Origin of the sequence: Bradyrhizobium sp. CIR48, from assembly GCF_014198315.1 — a bacterium.
GTDB lineage: Bacteria > Pseudomonadota > Alphaproteobacteria > Rhizobiales > Xanthobacteraceae > Bradyrhizobium.
The window spans coordinates 289231-309133 of the sequence record NZ_JACIHG010000012.1; the positions used below are offsets into that span (position 1 = coordinate 289231).

26 protein-coding genes are annotated in these 19903 nt (G+C 64.8%); 11 read left to right on the top strand and 15 right to left on the bottom strand.

The window, feature by feature from the left end; translation table 11 throughout:
• Positions 1-31: 31 nt before the first annotated feature.
• The gene (locus tag GGD66_RS32840; RefSeq protein WP_183260644.1) at positions 32-1234 is read left to right on the top strand and encodes a L,D-transpeptidase; all 1203 of its coding nucleotides are present in this window, start codon (positions 32-34) and stop codon (positions 1232-1234) included.
• Positions 1235-1309: 75 nt separating this feature from the next.
• On the opposite strand, the gene GGD66_RS32845 is transcribed toward GGD66_RS32840, so the two are convergent.
• The gene (locus GGD66_RS32845; protein ID WP_183260646.1) at positions 1310-2272 is read right to left on the bottom strand and encodes a D-2-hydroxyacid dehydrogenase family protein; all 963 of its coding nucleotides are present in this window, start codon (positions 2270-2272) and stop codon (positions 1310-1312) included.
• 143 nt (positions 2273-2415) lie between these two features.
• The gene (locus GGD66_RS32850; RefSeq protein ID WP_018318594.1) at positions 2416-2631 is read right to left on the bottom strand and encodes a hypothetical protein; all 216 of its coding nucleotides are present in this window, start codon (positions 2629-2631) and stop codon (positions 2416-2418) included.
• 234 nt (positions 2632-2865) lie between these two features.
• Between GGD66_RS32850 and ettA the strand changes: the two genes are divergently transcribed.
• Both ettA and GGD66_RS32860 read left to right on the top strand, forming a co-directional pair.
• The gene (gene ettA / locus GGD66_RS32855; RefSeq protein WP_018318595.1) at positions 2866-4515 is read left to right on the top strand and encodes an energy-dependent translational throttle protein EttA; all 1650 of its coding nucleotides are present in this window, start codon (positions 2866-2868) and stop codon (positions 4513-4515) included.
• Positions 4516-4522: 7 nt separating this feature from the next.
• Positions 4523-5749 (top strand): lytic murein transglycosylase, encoded by a 1227-nt coding sequence (locus GGD66_RS32860; protein WP_183260648.1) that lies wholly within the window; start codon positions 4523-4525, stop codon positions 5747-5749.
• Between the two features lie 80 nt (positions 5750-5829).
• On the opposite strand, the gene GGD66_RS32865 is transcribed toward GGD66_RS32860, so the two are convergent.
• Positions 5830-6117: a hypothetical protein gene (locus GGD66_RS32865; RefSeq protein WP_018318597.1), complete on the bottom strand. Its 288-nt coding sequence runs from the start codon at positions 6115-6117 to the stop codon at positions 5830-5832.
• A 237-nt stretch (positions 6118-6354) separates the two neighbouring features.
• A complete protein-coding gene (locus GGD66_RS32870; protein ID WP_183260651.1) occupies positions 6355-6678 on the bottom strand; it encodes a hypothetical protein in 324 nt (107 codons plus the stop codon).
• 133 nt (positions 6679-6811) lie between these two features.
• Between GGD66_RS32870 and GGD66_RS32875 the strand changes: the two genes are divergently transcribed.
• From GGD66_RS32875 to bfr, 3 genes are all read left to right on the top strand, one after another.
• Positions 6812-7120, top strand: a complete 309-nt coding sequence (locus GGD66_RS32875) for a hypothetical protein (protein WP_183260693.1) — start codon at positions 6812-6814, stop codon at positions 7118-7120.
• 161 nt (positions 7121-7281) lie between these two features.
• The gene (locus GGD66_RS32880) at positions 7282-7554 is read left to right on the top strand and encodes a bacterioferritin-associated ferredoxin (protein WP_018318601.1); all 273 of its coding nucleotides are present in this window, start codon (positions 7282-7284) and stop codon (positions 7552-7554) included.
• A gap of 133 nt (positions 7555-7687) precedes the next feature.
• The gene (gene bfr, locus GGD66_RS32885) at positions 7688-8176 is read left to right on the top strand and encodes a bacterioferritin (protein WP_008556076.1); all 489 of its coding nucleotides are present in this window, start codon (positions 7688-7690) and stop codon (positions 8174-8176) included.
• Positions 8177-8396: 220 nt separating this feature from the next.
• Here bfr and GGD66_RS32890 read toward each other — a convergent pair whose 3' ends face one another.
• The 3 genes from GGD66_RS32890 to GGD66_RS32900 form a co-directional block, all read right to left on the bottom strand.
• Positions 8397-8999, bottom strand: a complete 603-nt coding sequence (locus tag GGD66_RS32890; protein ID WP_179736275.1) for an MSMEG_1061 family FMN-dependent PPOX-type flavoprotein — start codon at positions 8997-8999, stop codon at positions 8397-8399.
• A 77-nt stretch (positions 9000-9076) separates the two neighbouring features.
• Positions 9077-9430 (bottom strand): hypothetical protein, encoded by a 354-nt coding sequence (locus GGD66_RS32895; RefSeq protein WP_028145598.1) that lies wholly within the window; start codon positions 9428-9430, stop codon positions 9077-9079.
• A gap of 148 nt (positions 9431-9578) precedes the next feature.
• Entirely contained in the window at positions 9579-10655 is a 1077-nt protein-coding gene (locus tag GGD66_RS32900; protein ID WP_183260653.1) for an alpha/beta fold hydrolase, read from the bottom strand.
• Positions 10656-10784: 129 nt separating this feature from the next.
• Between GGD66_RS32900 and GGD66_RS32905 the strand changes: the two genes are divergently transcribed.
• Together GGD66_RS32905 and GGD66_RS32910 are read left to right on the top strand one after the other, a co-directional pair.
• Positions 10785-11051, top strand: a complete 267-nt coding sequence (locus GGD66_RS32905; protein ID WP_183260655.1) for a DUF2277 domain-containing protein — start codon at positions 10785-10787, stop codon at positions 11049-11051.
• Positions 11052-11149: 98 nt separating this feature from the next.
• Complete coding sequence (locus tag GGD66_RS32910; protein WP_026202044.1) at positions 11150-11368, top strand: hypothetical protein; 219 nt, start codon at positions 11150-11152, stop codon at positions 11366-11368.
• 157 nt (positions 11369-11525) lie between these two features.
• On the opposite strand, the gene GGD66_RS32915 is transcribed toward GGD66_RS32910, so the two are convergent.
• The 3 genes from GGD66_RS32915 to GGD66_RS32925 all read right to left on the bottom strand — a co-directional run bounded on the left by GGD66_RS32915 (position 11526) and on the right by GGD66_RS32925 (position 13415).
• Positions 11526-12041 (bottom strand): collagen-like protein, encoded by a 516-nt coding sequence (locus tag GGD66_RS32915; protein WP_183260657.1) that lies wholly within the window; start codon positions 12039-12041, stop codon positions 11526-11528.
• 71 nt (positions 12042-12112) lie between these two features.
• Complete coding sequence (locus tag GGD66_RS32920) at positions 12113-12361, bottom strand: helix-turn-helix domain-containing protein (protein WP_018318607.1); 249 nt, start codon at positions 12359-12361, stop codon at positions 12113-12115.
• Positions 12362-12647: 286 nt separating this feature from the next.
• A complete protein-coding gene (locus GGD66_RS32925) occupies positions 12648-13415 on the bottom strand; it encodes an SDR family NAD(P)-dependent oxidoreductase (protein WP_092253562.1) in 768 nt (255 codons plus the stop codon).
• A gap of 111 nt (positions 13416-13526) precedes the next feature.
• Here GGD66_RS32925 and GGD66_RS32930 point away from each other — a divergent pair, with 111 nt between their 5' ends.
• Positions 13527-14024 carry a J domain-containing protein gene (locus tag GGD66_RS32930; RefSeq protein ID WP_183260659.1) on the top strand — a complete coding sequence of 166 codons (498 nt, stop codon included), beginning with the start codon at positions 13527-13529 and terminating at the stop codon, positions 14022-14024.
• A 186-nt stretch (positions 14025-14210) separates the two neighbouring features.
• Here GGD66_RS32930 and GGD66_RS32935 read toward each other — a convergent pair whose 3' ends face one another.
• The 3 genes from GGD66_RS32935 to GGD66_RS32945 form a co-directional block, all read right to left on the bottom strand.
• On the bottom strand, positions 14211-14462 hold the full coding sequence (locus GGD66_RS32935) for a hypothetical protein (protein ID WP_018318610.1): 252 nt from the start codon (positions 14460-14462) through the stop codon (positions 14211-14213).
• Between the two features lie 238 nt (positions 14463-14700).
• Positions 14701-14961 (bottom strand): hypothetical protein, encoded by a 261-nt coding sequence (locus tag GGD66_RS32940; protein WP_018318611.1) that lies wholly within the window; start codon positions 14959-14961, stop codon positions 14701-14703.
• 151 nt (positions 14962-15112) lie between these two features.
• The gene (locus GGD66_RS32945; protein WP_183260661.1) at positions 15113-15496 is read right to left on the bottom strand and encodes a RidA family protein; all 384 of its coding nucleotides are present in this window, start codon (positions 15494-15496) and stop codon (positions 15113-15115) included.
• 480 nt (positions 15497-15976) lie between these two features.
• Between GGD66_RS32945 and GGD66_RS32950 the strand changes: the two genes are divergently transcribed.
• Entirely contained in the window at positions 15977-16411 is a 435-nt protein-coding gene (locus GGD66_RS32950) for a hypothetical protein (RefSeq protein WP_018318613.1), read from the top strand.
• A gap of 123 nt (positions 16412-16534) precedes the next feature.
• Here GGD66_RS32950 and GGD66_RS32955 read toward each other — a convergent pair whose 3' ends face one another.
• Positions 16535-17230: a glutathione S-transferase family protein gene (locus GGD66_RS32955; protein ID WP_183260663.1), complete on the bottom strand. Its 696-nt coding sequence runs from the start codon at positions 17228-17230 to the stop codon at positions 16535-16537.
• Between the two features lie 180 nt (positions 17231-17410).
• Between GGD66_RS32955 and GGD66_RS32960 the strand changes: the two genes are divergently transcribed.
• Complete coding sequence (locus tag GGD66_RS32960; RefSeq protein WP_183260665.1) at positions 17411-18967, top strand: outer membrane protein; 1557 nt, start codon at positions 17411-17413, stop codon at positions 18965-18967.
• A 25-nt stretch (positions 18968-18992) separates the two neighbouring features.
• On the opposite strand, the gene GGD66_RS32965 is transcribed toward GGD66_RS32960, so the two are convergent.
• Positions 18993-19643: a glutathione S-transferase family protein gene (locus tag GGD66_RS32965; protein ID WP_183260667.1), complete on the bottom strand. Its 651-nt coding sequence runs from the start codon at positions 19641-19643 to the stop codon at positions 18993-18995.
• Positions 19644-19903 lie beyond the last annotated feature (260 nt).

Consider the following 19903-nt stretch of genomic DNA (forward strand, 5'->3'; position numbering starts at 1 on the left):
GATCGGGCTTGGGGACTATACAAGAGCGATGATGATCAAACACTTTCTGACGATATGCGCTGCCGCGACAGTCGCTGCGGCGGGAACCTCGCTCGCGCAGGCTCAGAGCTATCCGGTTCAGCAGGCACCGAGCTACGGCGCCCCGGCCGAATATCGGCCCGGCGACCGCACGCCAAATTTCGACGCGCTGGAAGACGACGACGACGCGATGCCGCAGGCATCGCTGCCGCCGCCCGGCCCGGCCGACGATCCGCGCTATGGCCGTCCGGTCGGCGCTCCGCCAGTCTACTCGGCCGCGCCGCCGCAGGGTCCGGTGATGTCGCCGGATGATCCACGTTATGGCCGTCCGTCCGGCGCGCCGGTCTATTCGGCCGCCCCATCGCAGGGCCCCGTGATGTCGCCCGACGATCCCCGCTACGGCCGGCCCGCCGGTCCGCCGCCGGTGATCTACGCAAATCGCCCGGGTCAAGGACAGGCCCCCGCCAATGACGGCATGCGTCCGCCGGAAGCCGTTGGTGGTCCCGCCGCGACCGGTACGGTCCAGGCCGCCCAGCCGCCCGTCGGCACCGATGGCAGGCCGATGACGATGGCCGCGCTGCCGCCCGAGGAGCAGCCCGATGCTGCGCCGGTGCAGCTGCCGCAGAACCTGCGCCGTCAGGAGGTCGCGTTCCAGACCAAGGAGCCCGCGGGCACCCTCGTGGTCGATACCCCCAACACCTATCTCTATTACGTGCTCGGCAATGGCCGCGCGATCCGCTACGGCGTCCGCGTCGGCCGCGACGGCTTCACCTGGACCGGCGTGCAGAAGATCACCCGCAAGGCCGAGTGGCCGGATTGGCATCCGCCGACCGAGATGATCGAGCGCCAGCCCTATCTGCCGCGCTTCATGGCCGGCGGCCCCGGCAATCCGCTCGGCGCCCGCGCGATGTATCTCGGCTCGACCGTCTACCGCATCCACGGCACCAACCAGCCCTCGACCATCGGCAAGTTCGTCTCGTCCGGCTGTATCGGCATGCTGAACGAGGACGTCTCCGACCTGTTCGATCGCGTCAAGGTCGGCACCCGCGTGGTGGTGATGCCCGGTGGCCCGCCGCCGGGAACGGCGACGGCATCCGCTGCGCCGGCGCCCGGTCCCGCCGCCGGTCCGGCTCCGATGGCCGCCCAGGCTGGTCCGGTCCCCGGCACCCAGCCGACGGTCGTGCCGCCGCTGCCTGCACCGGTCACCGTGCGCTAAGCGCGCCGCGAATATTCAGATTGCAAAAGGGCGTGCCATCGGCACGCCCTTTGTCATTCAGGCGAGCTTGGTCATTCAGGCCAGCTTGCGCGGCAGCTCGCTGCCTTTGGTGAAGGCATCGATCGCCTCGACCATCTGGCCGTAATGGATGCGCAGGCCGTCTGAGGTCGCGTAGCCGAGATGCGGCGTCAGCACGAGGTTGTCGAGCTTGCGGAAGGGATGGTCGACCGGCAGCGGCTCGACCGAAAACACGTCGATGCCGGCACCCGCGATCTTGCGCTGCTGCAAGGCCTCGAGCAGCGCCTGCTCGTCCACGATCGGCCCGCGCGCGGTGTTGACGAGGAAGGCCGTCGGCTTCATCCGCGCGAGATCGGCAGCGCCGACCAAACCACGCGAGCGCTCGCTCAGCACCACGTGGATGGTGACGATGTCGGCCTTGGCGAACAGCTCCTCCTTGGTGGCGTAGCCGACGCCGGCGGCAGCGCATTTCTCCGGCGTGAGGTTCGGGCTCCAGGCGATCACGGTCATGCCGAACGCCTTGGCGATCCCGGCCATCCTGCTGCCGAGCTTGCCGAGCCCGACGATGCCGAGCGTCATGCCCTCGATCTCGACGCCGGCAAAGGTCTGCCAGGGCTCGCCTGCATGCATGCGCGCGTTCTCGCGGCCGATGCCGCGGGTCAGCTCCAGGATCAGCCCCATGGTGAGGGGCGCTGTGGGATCGCGCGAATATTGCGTGCCGCCGACGGTGACGCCGCGCGCCTTTGCGGCTTCCATGTCGATCGCGGCGTTGCGCATGCCTGACGTGAGCAGCAGCTTCAGCTTCGGCAAGCTCTCGAACAGGCTCTTCGGGAAGGCCGTCCGCTCGCGCATCGCGCAGATGATCTCGAAATCAGCCAGCGCGCTGGCTGCAGCCTGTTCGGAGGCAAAGGGATGGCTGAACACGGTGACGTCGAGGCGGTCGGACAGTTTCTGCCAGTCGGCGACGTCGAGCGCGAGGTTGAAATAGTCGTCGAGAATTGCACAGCGCAGCCGGCTCATCAGCGTTCATCCAGGGCCAGAGTTGATGGCGAGAGGTGAGGGCGCTGGGCGAGCGCCGCCGTCGGAACCAGGCCATGGTTGCGCGCAATCAGGACGGCGCGCAAGCCGCTTGCGTCTTCAAAAGTCCGATAGGAAGGAGGCGCTCAGAGATCCCGGGGCTTGAGCCGGAACGGCGCATCCATGCCGTGCTTGGCGCGCCAGGCGGGACCGGGTCCACGCATGTAGTGCAGCTCGGGCCGGTAGGGATTGAAGGCGGTGGCGAAGAAGCGCTTCCAGAACCCCGCGACCTCCGAGACGAGCCCGGAGACGTGGCCGGCTTCTGCCGGAACAGGAAGTGAGTTGGTCTCGATCAGAGCCATGATGCGGCCTCGCTGTGCTCCCGTTCGTTCTGAGCGGGTGGCGCTGTTTCCGCGCGAAACCGAGCTTTCGGCCTGATTTATTAAAAGATGGTTTCAATTGTCCGGATCGGTGGCCGGATGGTGTCCGTCCCGTATTCATCCGTGGTGAACGGACGGAAAACATTGCCCTTTGGGGGCGGGATCGTTACATCGGCGGCGAAGCAAATTTCCTCAAATCGAAGGTTTTCGGGACCTATGGCGCGCCAGTTCATCTATTTCATGCAGGGCCTGACCAAGAGCTACCCGACCCGGAAGGTGCTCGATAACATCCATCTGTCGTTCTACCCGGACGCCAAGATCGGCGTGCTCGGCGTCAACGGCTCGGGCAAGTCGACGCTGCTCAAGATCATGGCTGGCCTCGACAAGGAGTATAACGGCGAGGCCTGGGTCGCGCAGGGCGCCCGTGTCGGCTATCTCGAGCAGGAGCCGCATCTCGATCCGGCACTGAGCGTGCGCGAGAACGTCATGCTGGGCGTCGCCAAGCAGAAGGCCATCCTCGATCGCTACAACGAGTTGGCGATGAACTACTCCGAGGAAACCGCCGACGAGATGACCAAGCTGCAGGACGAGATCGAGGCCCAGGGCCTCTGGGATCTCGACAGCAAGGTCGACCAGGCCATGGACGCGCTGCGCTGCCCGCCCGACGATGCCGACGTCACCAAGCTCTCGGGCGGCGAGCGCCGCCGCGTGGCGCTGTGCAAGCTGCTGCTCGACCAGCCCGATCTGCTGCTGCTGGACGAGCCGACCAACCATCTCGATGCCGAGTCGGTGTCCTGGCTCGAAGGCCATCTGCGCAACTATCCCGGCGCGATCCTGATCGTCACCCACGATCGCTACTTCCTCGACAACGTCACGAGCTGGATTCTCGAGCTCGATCGCGGCAAGGGAATTCCCTACGAGGGCAATTACTCGTCCTGGCTGGTGCAGAAGCAGAAGCGGCTGGAGCAGGAAGGACGCGAAGACGCCGCGCACCAGAAGACGATTGCCCGCGAGCAGGAATGGGTCGCGTCCTCGCCGAAAGCGCGCCAGGCCAAGTCCAAGGCGCGCTATCAGCGCTACGAGGAGCTACTCAAGCAGGCGAGCGAGAAGCAGACCCAGACCGCGCAGATCATCATTCCCGTCGCCGAGCGGCTCGGTGCCAATGTGGTCGATTTCGAAGGCCTCAGCAAAGGCTATGGCGATCGCCTGTTGATCGACGATCTCACCTTCAAGCTGCCGCCGGGCGGCATTGTCGGCGTGATCGGTGCCAACGGCGCCGGCAAGACCACGCTGTTCAAGATGATCACCAAGCAGGAGACCCCGGACAAGGGCACGATCACGGTCGGCGAGACCGTGCATCTCGGCTATGTCGACCAGTCGCGCGACGCGCTCGACGGTAGCAAGAACGTGTGGGAGGAGATCTCCGGCGGCAACGAGCTGATCTTGCTCGGCAAGAAGGAAGTGAACTCGCGCGGCTATTGCTCGTCCTTCAACTTCAAGGGCGCGGACCAGCAGAAGAAGGTCGGCGCGCTCTCCGGCGGCGAACGCAACCGTGTGCATCTCGCCAAGATGCTGAAGTCCGGCGCCAACGTGCTGCTGCTCGACGAGCCGACCAACGACCTCGACGTCGACACGCTGCGCGCGCTCGAAGAGGCGCTGGAGGATTTTGCCGGTTGCGCCGTCATCATCAGCCATGATCGCTGGTTCCTCGACCGTATCGCGACCCACATCCTGGCCTTCGAAGGCGACAGCCACGTCGAATGGTTCGAAGGCAACTTCCAGGATTACGAGAAGGACAAGATGCGCCGGCTCGGCCAGGACAGCATCATTCCGCACCGCGTGAAGTACAAGAAGCTGACGCGGTGATTTCGGCATGATGCGGCGGGCGCTCATCGCTGCGGTGATCGTGGTCACCTGCGGCTGGACGTCCGCGCGCGCCGCCGATGCCGCCTTCACCCAGTTCATCGCCTCGCTGTGGCCGGAGGCGCAGGCAGAAGGCGTCTCGCGCAAGACGTTCGACGAGCAGACGCGCGGGCTCGAGCCCGACTACAAGCTGCCCGATCTGATCCTGCCCGGACGGCCCGCGCTAGGTGCGCCGTCGCAGGCCGAGTTCGTGCAGGTGCCGGCCGATTACGTCAAGGAAGCCTCGATCGCGCGGCTTGCGGGCGAGGGGCAGCGGCTGCTGCAGAAATATCGCGCCTCGCTAAGCGAGATCGAGAAGAAGTCCGGCGTGCCGGCAACCGTGATGCTCGCGATCTGGGGCCGCGAGACCGATTACGGCCGCTACACGCTGCCTTACGATCTCGTCAGTGTGCTGGCGACGCAGGCCTATGTCGGGCGCCGCAAGGAGCAATACCGCACCGAGTTCATCCTCGCGCTGAAGATCCTCGGCGAAGGCGTGGTGACGCGCAAGGACATGCGCTCGTCCTGGGCGGGCGCCACCGGGCTGACGCAGTTCCTGCCGTCCGAATATTACAAGCACGGCGTCGATTTCGACGGCGACGGCCGCATCGACATCTGGCATTCGGTGCCGGACGCGCTGGCCTCGGCCGCGCAGCAACTCGTCAACAAGGGCTGGCAGAGCGGCGTGCGCTGGGCGTACGAGGTGCAAGCACCCGCGAAGGTCGATTGCACCACCGGCGTGCCCGAGGTGACGAAGCCGATCGGCCAGTGGTTGCGCGAAGGTTTTGTGCCGGTGCGCGGGCAGAAGCTGAGCGCTGCTGAACAGGCGCAGCCGGCCTCGCTGCTGCAGCCGGAAGGCATCTATGGCCCCTCGTTCCTGACGACGAAGAACTACTTCGTCATCAAGGAATACAATTTCTCCGATCTCTACGTGCTGTTCGTCGGCCACCTTGCCGACCGCATGACGAGCCCGCTGCCGTTCGCAACGCCATGGGCGGCCTCGAAGCAATTGCGCACCAGGGATGTCGAGACCATGCAGCGTGGGCTCACGCGCGTCGGGCTCTACAAGGACAAGATTGACGGCAAGGCCGGCATGCAGACGCGCGCCGCGCTCGGCGCCTATCAGAAGTCGGCAGGCCTCAAGGTCGATTGCTGGCCGAGCGAAGAGGTGCTGCGCTCGATCCAGGCGGCGCGATAGCGTTTCATCAAAAAGAAAAAGCCCGACCGAGATGCTCGGCCGGGCTTCGATCGTGGCGCGGATGCGCCGGTGCGATCAGATCAGTAGCAGACGCGAACCGGGCGAACGACCCAGCCGTAACCGTCCCAATAACGCTGACGCTGCCAGTAGCAGGGCGGGGGCGGCGGGCCGGGCTCGGCGACGTAAACGGGGCCGCCATAGGCCGGACGGCTCGACGCGATGGCGCCGCCGACGATCGCGCCGCCAATCAGGCCGGCCGCAATGCCGGCGCCGATGCTGCCGTCATGCGCCTTGGCGGACGGAGCGGCAGTCACCAGCGAACCGGCGATCGTCGCAACCGTGAGGGCGGCAACAAGAGTCTTCTTCATGCTCAGGGCTCTCCTGGGAGATGGGTTCCTCTTGTTAGAGGCGCCCGGGTTTCAAAGGTTCACGCACACGCTGATGGAATTGGCCGTGCAGCTAGGAAGCGCGCAATTGGTCAACCCACGGTAAACGCACACGGAGCTGTGACGAGAAAAAGCGGTCTTTTTCAGGCCCGGAGATGAACGGCGCATCCGTAGTGAACCGGCCAGCGAAGCAGTTGCGATGGACCGGTTCGAGTCGCTTCAGCCGCAGACTCTGACGCGGCGGGCGCGCCAGGCATAGCCGTCCCAGAAGCGCTGCTTCTGCCAGACGCAGCCGCCGCCGTAATAGTCGTCAGAGACATAGCCCGGACCCGGCGCATAGTAACGGGGCGGGTAATAGCCGGGTTCGTAATAGCCGGGGCCAGGTCCGTAGTAATACGGAGAGGCCAGCGCGCCGCCGACAATGGCGCCGCCGATGATGCCGGCCGCCACGCCTGCCGCGACGCCGCGCTGGGCATGGGCCGGGGATCCGGCCGCAACGGTCAGGGAGGCGACGGCGGCGACCGTCAGGAGCAGCTTCTTCATTGGCTTGACCTTTCGTACCAACACGCGGGAACCCTTTGGGGCAGAGTTCCATACTTCGCTTGAATGATCAATGAACGGCACCTTGGGGGCGGGCGACCAATTGATATGGACCGTAGGCCCGGCCATGGAGGCGATGATGGGCAACGCGATGATCAATGCATTGATTGCTGCCGGGATCGTGTCCGCGATCGGTTACGGCTGGATCACCCATCTTCAGAACCGCGGCCAGCGGCGCTCCCGCGCCGGGGCGGGCGGCGATGGCAGCAGCAGCGGCGACACCTATTCGGGCAGCAATAACGGCTTCTCGCTGGGAAGCTGGTTTTCCAGCGACAGTTCGGGCAGCTCGACCGACGGCGGCAGCTGTTCCAGCAGCGATAGCGGCAGCAGTGGCGGCGATTGCGGTGGCGGCGGCGACGGTGGGGGAGGCGGTGGCGGCGATTAGATCCGCTCCAATCTTGATCCAGCGCAACCCTGAAATTTAGGGCCGTTCTAGGCTGCTTTTGGGCCAGTTTGGAATAGCTTCAAATACCGCTTTTTCCTTTTGCATCCGGCGGGCCCGTTAAATATCGATGATGACGCATCACCGAAGGGCCTGCCGCTTCCATGATCGTTTGTTCCTGTAACGTGCTGAGCGATGACGACATCCGCGCCGCCGTCGCCGAGTCCGACGACGCCGTGCGCCATGCCAAGCAGGTCTATGGATGCCTCGGCTGTAGCGCCGAATGCGGCCGCTGCGCCCGGACGATCAAGACCATCATCGACGAAGCTCTCGGCCCTTGCGCCCAGTCCTGCTGTGCCGGCTGCCCGCACAACCACACCGTGGCTGCTAATGACGAGGCGGCCGAGCCCGCCCAGTTTGCCCTCGCGGCCTGCTGAAAGCCTTCGCCAGCTCAGCTGAGCTTTTCCCCGGCTGCGCCGCCGTAGCCAGTTGCCCTCATTCGTAAACTGACTTAGAAGCATTCTAAATTCGGTTTTGGGCCGATTTGGACTGCAAGAGCTGGAGTGAACCATGCAGGGCGACGCAAAAGTCATCGACTATCTCAACAAGGCACTGCGTCACGAACTGACTGCGATCAACCAGTACTGGCTGCACTACCGCTTCCTCGACAATTGGGGCCTCCTCGACATGGCCAAGGTCTGGCGCAAGGAGTCCATCGAGGAGATGGAGCACGCCGACAAGCTCACCGCGCGCATCCTGTTCTTTGACGGCTTTCCGAACATGCAGGTGCTCGATCCCTTGCGCATCGGCCAGAACGTCAAGGAGATCATCGAGTGCGACCTCGCTGCCGAGATGAGCGCGCGTGCGCTCTACCAGGAAGCGGCGACCTACTGCCACGGCGCCAAGGACTACGTCACGCGTGACCTGTTCGAGAAGCTGATGAGCGACGAGGAGCACCACATCGACTTCCTCGAAACCCAGCTCGACCTGATCGGCCGCATCGGCCTTGAGCTCTACACCCAGAAGCACGTCGGCGGGCTCGAGGGCGAGGGGCATTAAGCTCGGGCATCGCTGCGTACTCGGTGTCGTCCCGGCGAAGGCCGGGACCCACCGCGTGATCTATCTGGATGCGCCGGTATGAGCACCGGGGCACGAGTTCTTCACTGTTAGTCTTCGCAAAACCACTCCCTGTGGTTATCGCGACGAGCGCAAGCGCTCGCGCGGAGGTCCCGGATCTGCGCTGCGCTTGTCCGGGACGACACCGTGATTGTCGTCCCAACTACAACTGCGTCTTGTAAATCTCTTCCACAGTTTCCTGGCTCGCCGGTTCGCCGAGGCCAGTCTGGTCGTGAATGACCGTGACGATGCTGGGCATCACCGAGCGCTGCACTTTCTCTGGCGACCACAGCTTCGAGCGCATCAGCGCCTTGCCGCAATGGAAATAGACTTCGCTCACAGCGACGTTCAGCACCGCCCGCGGCGGCTTGCCGAATTCGACCATCGCGGCGAGCAGATCCGGATCGGCCGACAGCGTGCCGCGTCCGCCGACGCGTAGCGTTTCGTCAATCCCAGGCACGAAGAACAACAGGTGCACGAAGCCCGAGCCTTCGACGACGTTGCGAAAGCTGTCGATCCGGTTGTTGCCGGAGCGGTCAGGCATCAGCAATTGGTTGGGACCGGCGACGTGGACGAAGCCGGTGCCGCCGCCGCGTGGCGAGGCATCGACGCTGCCGTCCGCGCCCGACGTCGCGAGCACGCAGAACGGCGACATCTCGATGAACTTCTTCGCATGCGCATCGATCGCGGGCCGCGCTTTCGCGATCACGCGCGGGCTCGGCTTGGCATAGATGGTGGCGAGGTCTTCGGCGCAAAGATCGGTCAACGGCATGCCTCCTCTTCAGCTTGGCGGCAAGCTAGCCGATCGGGCCGCCTCCGGCCAATGGAATCGATAAAGACGCATTACACGGCGTCCGCCGGCACGAAGCAGCTTATGATGATGGCGCCGCGGTGGCGAACGTACCACACCACGGCCTGGCCGACCGGATTGCCCCGGTCGCGGATGATGGCGCGCTCCGGCACCTCCATCCACTGCCCTTCGATCGGCACCCAATAAGCGCCGCTGCGCACATCGTAGTCGGTGCGATGGCCGTCCGAGACGTCGCAGCAGGGCACGCCGTTCGGCGCGATCACGCTCTTGAACCAAGCGCGGATATCGGGCGGGATGTGGTCGTATTGCCCGTTGTCGAATGCGAGTGCGGCGCTGGTCAGCGCCGTCATCGCGACCAGCCAAACGCACAGTGCGAGCCTGTGCATGCGATCCCTCCTCGTCGCGTCCAGCTATTCGCGCGCGAGTCTTGCTCGCGTCGATTCCATCGGTGACGCGATTAAGCCCGAGCTGTCAGCGCATTGCATGCCCAAATAATATGCGGCTCCGAAGTGCCGCACATGATGCGCTGCAAAATCAGCGGCGCGCCGATTCGATCGTTTGCTGCGGTGTGCTCTCCAGCAATTGCCGCACCTGCTCGCTATAGAATTTCGCATTGCCGGTGGTGCCGTGGCCGCGCGTCTCGCCGCTCGCCGGGATCAAATAGAGACGGCCGTTCTTGACCCGCTTCATGGCAGCGTCCGTGATGCCGGTCTCGGGCGGATTGCGCTCGTCGTCGGCGGAATTGATCAGCAGCAGCGATGCTTCGATGGCCTCCAGCTTCTCGCCGGCATTATAGTCGTGCGAGGATTCCCACTGGTAGACGAAATCGTTGGCGTCCGCCGTGATCGGCGCCGCCAGCCGGTCGTCGACGATCTTGTCCGCCTTGGCCGCGGTCGGCGCCTGCGATTGATAGGCGAGCGTGCCGCCGATGCTGGCGATGCCGTAGGCGGTGATGGCATATTTCATCATGCGCGGCTGGCTGGTGTAATTGCCGCCATTGTAGTCCGGGTCGTTGCGGATGGTGTCGAGCATGATCCGCCGCAGCATCCAGTTGCGCGACGCCATCTCGGTCGGCTGCGAGGCCATCGGGATCAGTGCGTCCATCGCGTTCGGATATTTCGCGCCCCACAGCCAGCTGTGCATGCCGCCCATCGAATTGCCGATGACGAGCCGCAAATGCTTGACGCCGAGGCCCTCCGTCACCAGGCGATGCTGCGCTTCGACCATGTCGTCGTAATCGTATTTCGGGAAGCTCGTCTTCATCCCGTCGGAGGGCTTCGACGATTTGCCATGACCGATGCCGTCGGGAAGGATGATGTAATATTTGGAGGCGTCGAGCGGTTGCCCCGCGCCGAACAGCTCGCCGGCGAAGGCGGGTGACAGCATGCTTGCGCCCGAGCCGCCGGTGCCGTGCAGCACCAGCACCGGTTGGCCCGAGGGCTCGCCGATTGTGGTGTAGTGCAGCTTCAGCTCCGCCATGGTCTCGCCGGTGTGGAACTTGAAATCCCTGGCGATCCAGTCGCCCTGCTTCGGTGCCGGATAATCCGCGGCCAGGACCGGTATTGAAAAGGACAGCAGGGCAGCCGACAGCGCGGCGCAGGAAGCCTTCATGCTTTTCTCCCCATTGCGGCTCATGGTCGGCGGCCGCGTTGCGGCGGGACTTAGCAGAAATGCACAGAAGGATGTAGGATTTCGGCTCCGCCGATCGTCTTCAAGGAAACATCCGGAAGAGGCCCCTGCATGTGCCGCAACATCAAGACGCTGTTCAACTTCGAGCCGCCAGCGACGGAGGATGAGATCCATGCCAGCGCGCTCCAGTTCGTACGAAAACTGTCCGGCTTCAACAAGCCGTCGCAGGCCAACGAGGCGGCGTTCGACCGCGCAGTGGCCGAGGTCTCGCAGGCCGCGCGAAATCTCCTGACCTCGCTGCACACCCATGCGCCGGCGCGGGACCGTGAGGTCGAGGAGGAAAGGGCCAGGGAGCGCTCGCGGCTGCGCTTCGGTTAGTGGGCTAGTGTAATTCGTTCCGTGATCTGGCTCACGGTACGGGGGCGTCTCCTCCTGCAATGATGTGTGCCGGGGTTTTGACAGCCGGAGCACGACCCATGAGCCGCCCCCTTCTTCCTCTGAAAGCAGGTGCCATCGTCCTCACGCTATTATGGACCGCGTGGATGATGTGGTGGAGCGGCTCGTTCTCGAGCGCGAACGTGATCATCCTGGCCCTGTGCGGCGCAGCGGTGGGCTATCTCTGGTATCGCGCCATGCGCTGGCAATTCGAGCGCATGGGCATGCTGCCGCGCAAGGATGATTCATCGGCTTCCTAAACCGAGGCTCGTGTCCCGGGACGCGGCGCAGTGCGTCAGCGCTGCGACGCAGAGCCGGGACCCAGAAAATCACGAGAAAAGCTCTTCAGATGGGCGCCGGCCCAGCAGCGCGTCACTGCGTGCTGCGCTGCGTCGGGGCACGGGCGCGCCACTAATCCTACTGACCGTGCTTCTTCTTTTTCTTCTTTTTCTTGTGCGCGTCGCCTTCGCTGTCGTCGCTCGCGTCGTCGACGATGCCCTCATCGGGCTCCTGCACGGCGGCCTCCAGCGCCTCGCGTTCGGCGGCGTCGCGCTCGCGCTGGCGGCGGCGCTCGTCCCAGGCGTCGAACAGTTGCTCGAGCCACGGCAGCAGCTGTTCGATCGAGGGCAATTGACCGGCAGGCCCAGCCTCGCCGCGCGGGCCTTGCGGTCCCGCCGGCCCTTGAGGTCCGGCAGGCCCCTGCGCGCCGGCGGCCCCACGCGGGCCAGCCTCACCCTGCTTGCCTTGCGGACCGGGCTTGCCCTGAGGTCCCGCCTTTCCGAGCGGCCCCGGCTTGCCCTGCGGTCCCGGCTTGCCGCGCGCGCCGTCGGGACCGCGCCGGCCGGGATGACCCTGCGGTCCCGGCCGTCCCGGTTCACCCTGCCGTCCGCGCGGCCCTTGAGATCCCTGCCGTCGTCCCTGATCGTCTGCCACGCCACTGCTCCCCATGATCGGAAGCAAGCTACTTAGCGGCGTTTGACGACAGCAGCAATTCCGCCCACGCGCTAATCCTGATAGGCGGGCACCTCGATGCCGGACGCGGCATAGAGCTTGATCTTGTTGCGCAGCGTACGCACCGACAGGCCGAGCACGCGCGATGCGCGTGTGCGGTTGCCGTCGCAGCGCGCAAGCGTCTGAAGCACGAGCTCGCGCTCGACCTCGTCGACGGTGGCGCCGATCAGAAGCGGAACGATCTGGTTAGGAGCAAGGAATTGCGCGCCCGACTCGGACGCGGCGACATGAACAGTGGTCATCAACACACCTCCCGATCAACGCCCGCTGCCATCTTTGGAAGCGGATCGAGAACCAACGACCCCCAAGCCGTAGATCCACGGTGGGCGGGTTTGGTTAATGAAAGGTTAATCGCGGACGATCGCACCAATTGACCTCAGGAATGCCGCTAAGCCGCCGCGATTTGCGCCAGATGCATCGTGATGCGGGACTATCTCTTCCACACACGCGGTGTCATCGTCCGGTCCAGTGGCGCAATTGCCTACAAGGCGGACGATGATCTCGTGCTTCGGGATAGTGAGTCGCGCCTCACACCGTCCGATAGCCGCCGTCCACCATCACGATCGTTCCCGTGACATAGGCCGACAGATCCGAGGCGAGGAAGATCGCGGGCCCGACGATATCCTCGGGCTTGCCGGTGCGCGCCAGCGGGGTGTGGTCGACGAAGGCCTGCACCAGCGCCGGATTGGTCGCGCGCACATTGGCGTTGATGTTGGTCTCGATGAAGCCCGGCCCGATCGCGTTGACGCGCACGCCCTCCTTGCCGAGCTCGACCGCGAGCGCCTTGGTAAAGCCGAGCACGCCGTGTTTCGAGGTCGTGTAAGCCGCCGAGCTTGGCGTGCGCAGATGCACGAAGGACTGGATCGAGCCGATATTGACGATGCGGCCTTTGCTCGCGCGCAAGGGTGCAAGGAAGGCCTGCGTCATATTGAAGACGCCGTTGAGGTTGAGCGAGATGATGTCGTTCCAGTCCTTCGCCACCGTCTCCGTCTCCGCGGTGAAGGCGTTGCGGCGGGTGATGCCGGCATTGTTGACGAGGATCGAGACCTGCCCGACCTCGCCCGCGACCTGCTTGGCGAGCGCAAAACAGTCCTCGCGGCTGACAACGTCGAGCGCAAAACTCTCGGCCTTGCCGCCCGCTTTGCGGATCTCCTGGGCGGCCTCCGCGACCGTGTCGGCATTGACGTCGAGCAGCACCACTTGCGCGCCCTCGCGGGCGTAGCCGGCCGCGATGGCGTGGCCGATGCCGGAACCGGCGCCCGTGACGACGGCGATGTGGTTTGCGAGCAATGCCATTACATTTTCCTCCCGATTTCGTTTCGAAGTTTCACGAAACGCTAACTCGAAATTAAGGGGTCGGAAACGGCAGCCTTGGCATACTGATCTTCATTGCTAAACGTTGCGCGCATGATGGAACGGCTCGACTCCCGGCTCGACTCCTGGAAACCCGCCCTCGAACGCCTGCGGTCGGCGCAATCGGCCGATTGGGCCGAGGCGGGCCGGCTCGTGGCCGAGATCGCGCGGATGAGCGTCGATGCCACGCTGCGCCAGGCCGCCGAGCAGGCGCTTCCGGTGCTGCGCCAGGCGGTCGACAATGACGATCACGGCGTCACGCTGGCGGCCCAGCGCCGCATCGGCGTCGTTCTCGAAGTCGTTCATGATCTGACCGCGCCGCGCTTCGGCCGTCGCAACGCCACGCCGAAACAGCTGTCCAGCGAGGATCGCGCCCGCAAGATGCTCGGCCTGCCGCTCGCGGTGCAGCTCACCTGCGAGGACATCAACCAGGCCTATCGCCGCGCTGCCAAGGGCATGCATCCCGACCACGGCGGCAGCACGCAAGCCTTCATCGATCTCGCCGCCGCGCGCGACGTCCTGATCCATCCCGGCGCGCATAAGGATGCGTGAGCGGGCTTGACGATATCTCGTAGGGTGGGCAAAGGCGCATCGCGCCGTGCCCGCCATTTGCCCGTTGTTGAAAGGCGTGGGCACGGCGCGCGAAGTGCGCGCCTTTGCCCACCCTACGGCATCTCGGAAAAACAAGCGGGCAAGGACGCATGGTCCTTGCCCGCTCTTCGTCCGCCGATCGAAATCTTACCAGGTGCACTGACCGTTCTTCAGCGCGGCATCCTTCACCGCGAGGGCGTCGATGAAGGTCGGCACGGATGCGCTGGCGCGATGATAGCCGGCCGGCCACGGTGTGGTCGGGATGCTCTCGTCCCAGATCTGGCACAGGCCCGTGTCCTGCCAGCGGATCAGGTGATAGCTGGCTTCCGCAGGGCTCGCCGCGACGAAGGCGGTGACGGCAAGACCGGCAGCAGCGCACAGCACTGAAATACGACGCATGATCAGCTCCTCAAATGAATGATGTGATGTGCCTCCCGGCAATGACGGGGAGGGCTGGTGCGGGACGTCTTGGGGAATGCGCCCCGGACAAGATGTGAGTAGTTCCGCAGGCCGGTCAGGTTCAAAGCGCGCGGGCGGGACATGGCTGAATTCGGCCGGAAAACGCGCGGGTCCCGCCAAAAGAAGAAGGCGGATCGCTCGCGCGACCCGCCCTCGAAATCCGGTCCGTTGCAAAAGCTCAGAGCGTGCAGCGGCGCTCGGCGCGCATCTTGATCTGGACGTCGGAAGCGGCCTGGAAGGTCGGGAGCGGCTTGCTGACGACCTTGTAGGTCGACACCCCAATTTGAAGCGGCTTGTACTGCAGGTCTTCGTTCCAGACCTGGCAGATGCCGGTGTTGTCCCAGCGGATCACGTAATAGCCGACCTTGGCGGATGCGGGCACGGCGAACACGGAACTTGCGATGCCGGCAACGGCACAGAGGGCGAGAACGCGACGCATGAAATATCTCCTTGTGGGGAAGTGGGACGCAAAAATTCGTGCGGTAAAAGCAGGTCCTTTGCAAGCCGGTGAGCTGCCGTTCACGGACATGTCAGCTGTTCCCCAAGCATTTGGTTCGGCCGCGTGCCCGGCAAGCCACACGCTCCGTGGCTCACTTCGCCAGCGAGGCCACCGCCTCGATCTCGATCAGCATCCTCGGATCGGGCAGGGCCTGCACCACGCAAGTGGTGCGGGCCGGATAGGGCGGCGGGCCGAAGGCGCCGGCATAGAGCGCGTTCATGGCGGCGACGTCGGAGGCGCGGGTCAAGAGCACGTTGACCTTGACGAGGTCGCGGACACCGGCGCCGGCCTCGTCCAGCACGCGCTTGATGTTGACGACGACATTGGCGAACTGCGCCTCGAAACCGTCGGGCAGCGCACCATTGGCATCGAAGCCCGGAATGCCCGAGACGAACAGGAGATCACCGACGCGCGTCGCAAAGGACAGCGGCGGCGCCTTCACGTGCGGCGGGGGCGCGAAATGCTGGATCGGCATGGCATCACCTCGAATTAGGAACGGGCGCGTAGCCCGCATGAGCGTAGCGACATGCGGGAGACTTGCAATCGGGTTGCGGAGACGGGCAAGAACAAAAACGCGAAAACAACCCCATGCACAGTAGAGATCATGCGGAGATCATTGAGTTTTTATAATTCGGTAAAGGCTAAACACTCAAGTTGCTCCGTCGGGCAAAACAAGGGCAGAATGGGATGATGGCGATGCGCGACCTTGTGCCCGAACCTCCGCCGCGATGCCCCGGCTTTGACCGGGGCATCCAGTACGCCGCGGCCTCTCGGCTCAATCACCGGCGCCTCTGGAATACTGGATCGCCCGGTTGAACCGGGCGATGACGGTTGAGTGCGACGCTGCACCTTGTGTCTCAGGGCAGTCCCATCATGTTGCCGCCGCGATCGATCGGATAGATTCGGCTCGTCTGATTCGCTTTCCCCCCTTGAAAAATAGCTCCCGGAGACGTCCATGAAGATTGCATCCACCTTCCGCGCCGCGCTGGTCGCCATTGCCGCCCTGGCCGGGCTCTCGACCTCGGCGATGGCCGACAGCGGTTTCGTGACGCTGACGATCTACAAGGCCGGCTGGATCATCGGCGGCTCAGGCGGGAGCGGCGTGCTCAACTTCCGCGGCCGCACCTATGGGCTCTCCACCGGCGGCCTCGACTACGGCCTCGTCTTCGGCGGTTCAAAGACGGTGCTGCGCGGCCGCGTCTCCAACATCAACCGTCCCTCTGATGTCGCCGGGGTCTACGGCGCCGCCGGCGCGGGCCTCGCCGTTGGCGCCGGCGCCCGTGCCATCGTGCTCACCAACCAGAAGGGCGCCGTGCTGGAGCTGACGGGCACGCAGGTCGGGTTGATGGCGAATGCGGATCTAAGCGGCCTCGCGATCACGATGCGGTAGGCCAGGGTGCCGTAGGGTGGGTTAGCCGCTTGGCGTAACCCAGCACTTCTGTCACCGCGGAAAGCGAAGAGGTGGGTTACGCGCATCGGCCCGCGCTTCGCGCAGCCGCTGCGCTAACCCACCCTACGATTTTCCGATCGCCGCATGAATCCGCTCGCAATGCGCGACGAGATTCTTCTGCGCATCGACGAACGCCTTCAGCGGCGTCGGGATCGGAAAATAATAGATGTTGGCGATGAAGCCGTAGATGCCGGCATCGATGCTCGTTGGCGCCGCGCCGTGCACGAAGCCCGCGGCCGGCACGATCTCGGCCAGCACCTGCAAATCGGCGAGCCCGCGCGCGTAAGCCTGATCGGGCCTGTAGCGGCCGATGCCTTGGTAATGATAGCGCTGCGCATTATACGCCTTCGCCTTCTCGAATCCTTCCGCATCGATCTGCGGATGCTGCGCAATGAAGCCGTCGCGAAACGCCGGATAATAGCGCTCGTCCTTCCAGCGCGAATACGACATCACCCAATAGAGATCGTCCAGCATGCGCGTGACGAGGAGATTGGTGCGGCGCTGCTCCGGTGAAAGTCCGGCATCGATGGTGAGACGATATTTCGCGATCACATGCGCGATGATGGTCTCGCTGTCGCCGATGCTCTCGCCGTCGTCGACGACGTAAGGCAGCTGCCCGCGCGGTGCGGCCGAGGCATCGAAGATATGCTCGTGCACGAACGACACGGCTGCGAGCTTGAGGAAGGCGTAGACCTTGAGGCCGTAGCCGTTGTTGTCGGCGACGCCGAACAGTTGCGGGTAGGAATAGAGGGTCAGCATGGGCGGGCTCCCTTCCACCCGGAGTCGTATCGCTGCAGTGACAGGCTTGCAACAATCCGGCGCCTTGTCGGCGGTGTCGTTCGATCGGAGGACGCGAGGGATCGCCCGTTCGCAGTATGGATTCGGCCTGAAATACTTGCCCCAGGGCCCGCCATGCGATGTTCATCGACCCGCCGAAACATGCCGGCATTGTCTTGCGGCGGTGCGCTTCTGGTCGGGCTCGCCTTCGCAGCACCGGCACGGGCTGCGGACCTCGCGGCAAAGCCGTTGACCAAGGCGCCGCCGGTCGCGGTCTCGTCGTGGACCGGCTTCTATGCCGGCCTCGGCCTCGGCTTTCGATCGACGGCCGCCGATCTCACCACCACCTCGGTGCTGGAGGACGGCGTTCCCCGTGACATCAGTGATGCCGTCGTCAGTCAGCCGTTCGATGGCCCGGGTCTTCGCGTCAATCCCTATGCCGGTTTCAATTGGCAGGTGGCACCGAGCTGGGTCCTCGGCGTCGAAGGCGATGTCGGTTTTGGCAACCAGACCACCATCCTCCAGGGGTTTCGCGCCTCGCCGCGGGCCGGCTCGTCCACATTCCTCGTCGACAGCCTCGCGCTCAAGGCCGGCTGGGATGCGAGCCTGCGCGGCCGCGTCGGCTACCTGCTGACGCCCGCGACACTGGCCTATGTGACGGGCGGACTTGCCTGGCAGCAGTTCGACGTCACCTCGGTCTGTGTCGGCGCCACCTGTAACAATGCGGTGCCCGCAGTGATCTCGAACTCCGCCATCAAGACGGGGTGGACGCTCGGCGGCGGCCTCGAGACCGCGCTATGGGACAACTGGCTGCTGCGCGCCGATTATCGCTACGCCGATTTCGGAGCCACGCCGTTCGCCATTGCGCGCACGAGAAGCGGCGCGGGGCCCACGCTGACGGTCGACAATTTCGATACCAGGCTGCGGACCCACACGGCGAGCGTCGGCCTCGCCTACAAGTTCGGCGCCCCCGTCACCGGCGGCGGTTCAAATCCGCTGCAAGCTCAGGCCGCCGTGCTGCCGTCCTGGACCGGTGCGTATCTCGGCCTTGGTCTCGGTGCGCGCGCCACGCGCACCGACCTGACGGCGACGTCGGAGACCATCGGCGGCTTTGCGTTCGACCTCACCGAGCGCGCCAACAACCGCCCGATGGACAACACCGCGTTTCGCGCCAGCCCCTATGCCGGCTATCTCTGGCAGCTCGCGCCGCAATGGGCCGCCGGGGTCGAGGGCGACGTCGGCTTCGCCGACCGCACCACCATGCGCGAGGGTTTTACCAGCGTCCATCTCGCCGACTCCCAGGCGCCGGGCGAGAGCCTTTCGATCCGCAGCCGCTGGGATGCATCCTTGCGCGCGCGCGCCGGCTATCTCGTCAACCCGCACACCATGCTCTATGCCACCGCCGGCGCGGCGTGGCAGAACGTCGAGTTGACCTCAACCTGCACCAGCCGCAACTGCAGCGGCTTCTTCGCGCTGTCCTCGCCGATCATCAGTTCGTCGACCACGAAGATGGGCTGGACTCTCGGCGGCGGCCTGGAGACCGTGCTGTGGGGCAATTGGCTCGCGCGCGCCGAATACCGCTATGCCGACTACGGCAGCGCCGGTTTCACCGTCGCACGGTCGAGTGCCCGGCCCGAGTTCGACCCGTCCGTCAACACCTACGATGTCGCGATGCGAACGCATCTGGCGACGTTCGCCATGACGTATCGGTTTCAGTAGGGGGTGCGTAGTCGTGGGGTGGCTCCTACGACTGTGATGCCGCGTTGAACACGGCCAATTGCGCATCGAACGCTCGCTTGAACGCCGGCCGCGCTTCACCGCGCGCGACATAGGCGGCGATGTCAGGATATTCGTCGAGCAGGCCAGATGTGTTCAGCCGCCGCAGCACCGTCACCATCATGAGATCGCCGGCGCTGAAGGCGCCGTCGAGCCGGTCGGCACCACTGATATGGCGGGACAGTTCGCCGAGCCTGATACGGACGCGCTGCTGCAGCATGGGCAGCCGCTCCGCGTACCAGCTCTTGTCGCGCTCGAACAGCATGGCCATGGTGAGCTCGACGATCGGCGGCTCCACCGTGCTCAGCGCGGCGAACATCCACGCGATCGCGCGGGCGCGGGCATTGGGGTCCTTCGGCAGCAAGCCATCGTGGCGCTCGGCGATGTGCAGCACGATCGCACCCGACTCGAACAGACTGAGATTGCCGTCCTCATAGGTCGGGATCTGCCCGAACGGATGCAGTGCGCGATGCGCCGGCTCCTTCATCGCCGCGAACGAGACGAGGTGAACGTCGTAAGGTTGCCCGACCTCCTCGAACGCCCAGCGAACCCGCATGTCGCGCGCCTGTCCCCGGCCGCGGTCGGGGGAGTTTTCGAAGGCGGTGATGGTGGGGGGCATCTAGGGCTCCGGGTTGATCGCCGTTTAGCTTTGCAGAGGACGAACGGCTGGTGCGGATTCCGACAACGGTTCGATTCTTATCCCGCGTGCTGCCAAACCAACGGTGTCGTCCCGGCGAACGCCGGGACCCATATGTGGACGGCCCCCGTGGCACAAGAGCTTTGAGAGGTTTGACCGGATCGCTTGCATCCATATGTGCGGCCTGTTGGGTGCAGCTTGTTCGCTGCTGGCCAAGATGGTTTCCGCAACACGAGTTCCAA

Excerpts from the sequence above, each read along its gene's own strand:
- GGD66_RS32840 (WP_183260644.1), top strand. The coding sequence starts at position 32 with ATGATCAAACACTTTCTGACGATATGCGCTGCCGCGACAGTCGCTGCG.
- GGD66_RS32845 (WP_183260646.1), bottom strand. The coding sequence starts at position 2,272 with ATGAGCCGGCTGCGCTGTGCAATTCTCGACGACTATTTCAACCTCGCG.
- GGD66_RS32850 (WP_018318594.1), bottom strand. The coding sequence starts at position 2,631 with ATGGCTCTGATCGAGACCAACTCACTTCCTGTTCCGGCAGAAGCCGGC.
- ettA (WP_018318595.1), top strand. The coding sequence starts at position 2,866 with ATGGCGCGCCAGTTCATCTATTTCATGCAGGGCCTGACCAAGAGCTAC.
- GGD66_RS32860 (WP_183260648.1), top strand. The coding sequence starts at position 4,523 with ATGATGCGGCGGGCGCTCATCGCTGCGGTGATCGTGGTCACCTGCGGC.
- GGD66_RS32865 (WP_018318597.1), bottom strand. The coding sequence starts at position 6,117 with ATGAAGAAGACTCTTGTTGCCGCCCTCACGGTTGCGACGATCGCCGGT.
- GGD66_RS32870 (WP_183260651.1), bottom strand. The coding sequence starts at position 6,678 with ATGAAGAAGCTGCTCCTGACGGTCGCCGCCGTCGCCTCCCTGACCGTT.
- GGD66_RS32875 (WP_183260693.1), top strand. The coding sequence starts at position 6,812 with ATGATGGGCAACGCGATGATCAATGCATTGATTGCTGCCGGGATCGTG.
- GGD66_RS32880 (WP_018318601.1), top strand. The coding sequence starts at position 7,282 with ATGATCGTTTGTTCCTGTAACGTGCTGAGCGATGACGACATCCGCGCC.
- bfr (WP_008556076.1), top strand. The coding sequence starts at position 7,688 with ATGCAGGGCGACGCAAAAGTCATCGACTATCTCAACAAGGCACTGCGT.
- GGD66_RS32895 (WP_028145598.1), bottom strand. The coding sequence starts at position 9,430 with ATGCACAGGCTCGCACTGTGCGTTTGGCTGGTCGCGATGACGGCGCTG.
- GGD66_RS32900 (WP_183260653.1), bottom strand. The coding sequence starts at position 10,655 with ATGAAGGCTTCCTGCGCCGCGCTGTCGGCTGCCCTGCTGTCCTTTTCA.
- GGD66_RS32905 (WP_183260655.1), top strand. The coding sequence starts at position 10,785 with ATGTGCCGCAACATCAAGACGCTGTTCAACTTCGAGCCGCCAGCGACG.
- GGD66_RS32910 (WP_026202044.1), top strand. The coding sequence starts at position 11,150 with ATGAGCCGCCCCCTTCTTCCTCTGAAAGCAGGTGCCATCGTCCTCACG.
- GGD66_RS32920 (WP_018318607.1), bottom strand. The coding sequence starts at position 12,361 with ATGACCACTGTTCATGTCGCCGCGTCCGAGTCGGGCGCGCAATTCCTT.
- GGD66_RS32925 (WP_092253562.1), bottom strand. The coding sequence starts at position 13,415 with ATGGCATTGCTCGCAAACCACATCGCCGTCGTCACGGGCGCCGGTTCC.
- GGD66_RS32930 (WP_183260659.1), top strand. The coding sequence starts at position 13,527 with ATGATGGAACGGCTCGACTCCCGGCTCGACTCCTGGAAACCCGCCCTC.
- GGD66_RS32935 (WP_018318610.1), bottom strand. The coding sequence starts at position 14,462 with ATGCGTCGTATTTCAGTGCTGTGCGCTGCTGCCGGTCTTGCCGTCACC.
- GGD66_RS32940 (WP_018318611.1), bottom strand. The coding sequence starts at position 14,961 with ATGCGTCGCGTTCTCGCCCTCTGTGCCGTTGCCGGCATCGCAAGTTCC.
- GGD66_RS32945 (WP_183260661.1), bottom strand. The coding sequence starts at position 15,496 with ATGCCGATCCAGCATTTCGCGCCCCCGCCGCACGTGAAGGCGCCGCCG.
- GGD66_RS32950 (WP_018318613.1), top strand. The coding sequence starts at position 15,977 with ATGAAGATTGCATCCACCTTCCGCGCCGCGCTGGTCGCCATTGCCGCC.
- GGD66_RS32955 (WP_183260663.1), bottom strand. The coding sequence starts at position 17,230 with ATGCTGACCCTCTATTCCTACCCGCAACTGTTCGGCGTCGCCGACAAC.
- GGD66_RS32960 (WP_183260665.1), top strand. The coding sequence starts at position 17,411 with ATGCCGGCATTGTCTTGCGGCGGTGCGCTTCTGGTCGGGCTCGCCTTC.
- GGD66_RS32965 (WP_183260667.1), bottom strand. The coding sequence starts at position 19,643 with ATGCCCCCCACCATCACCGCCTTCGAAAACTCCCCCGACCGCGGCCGG.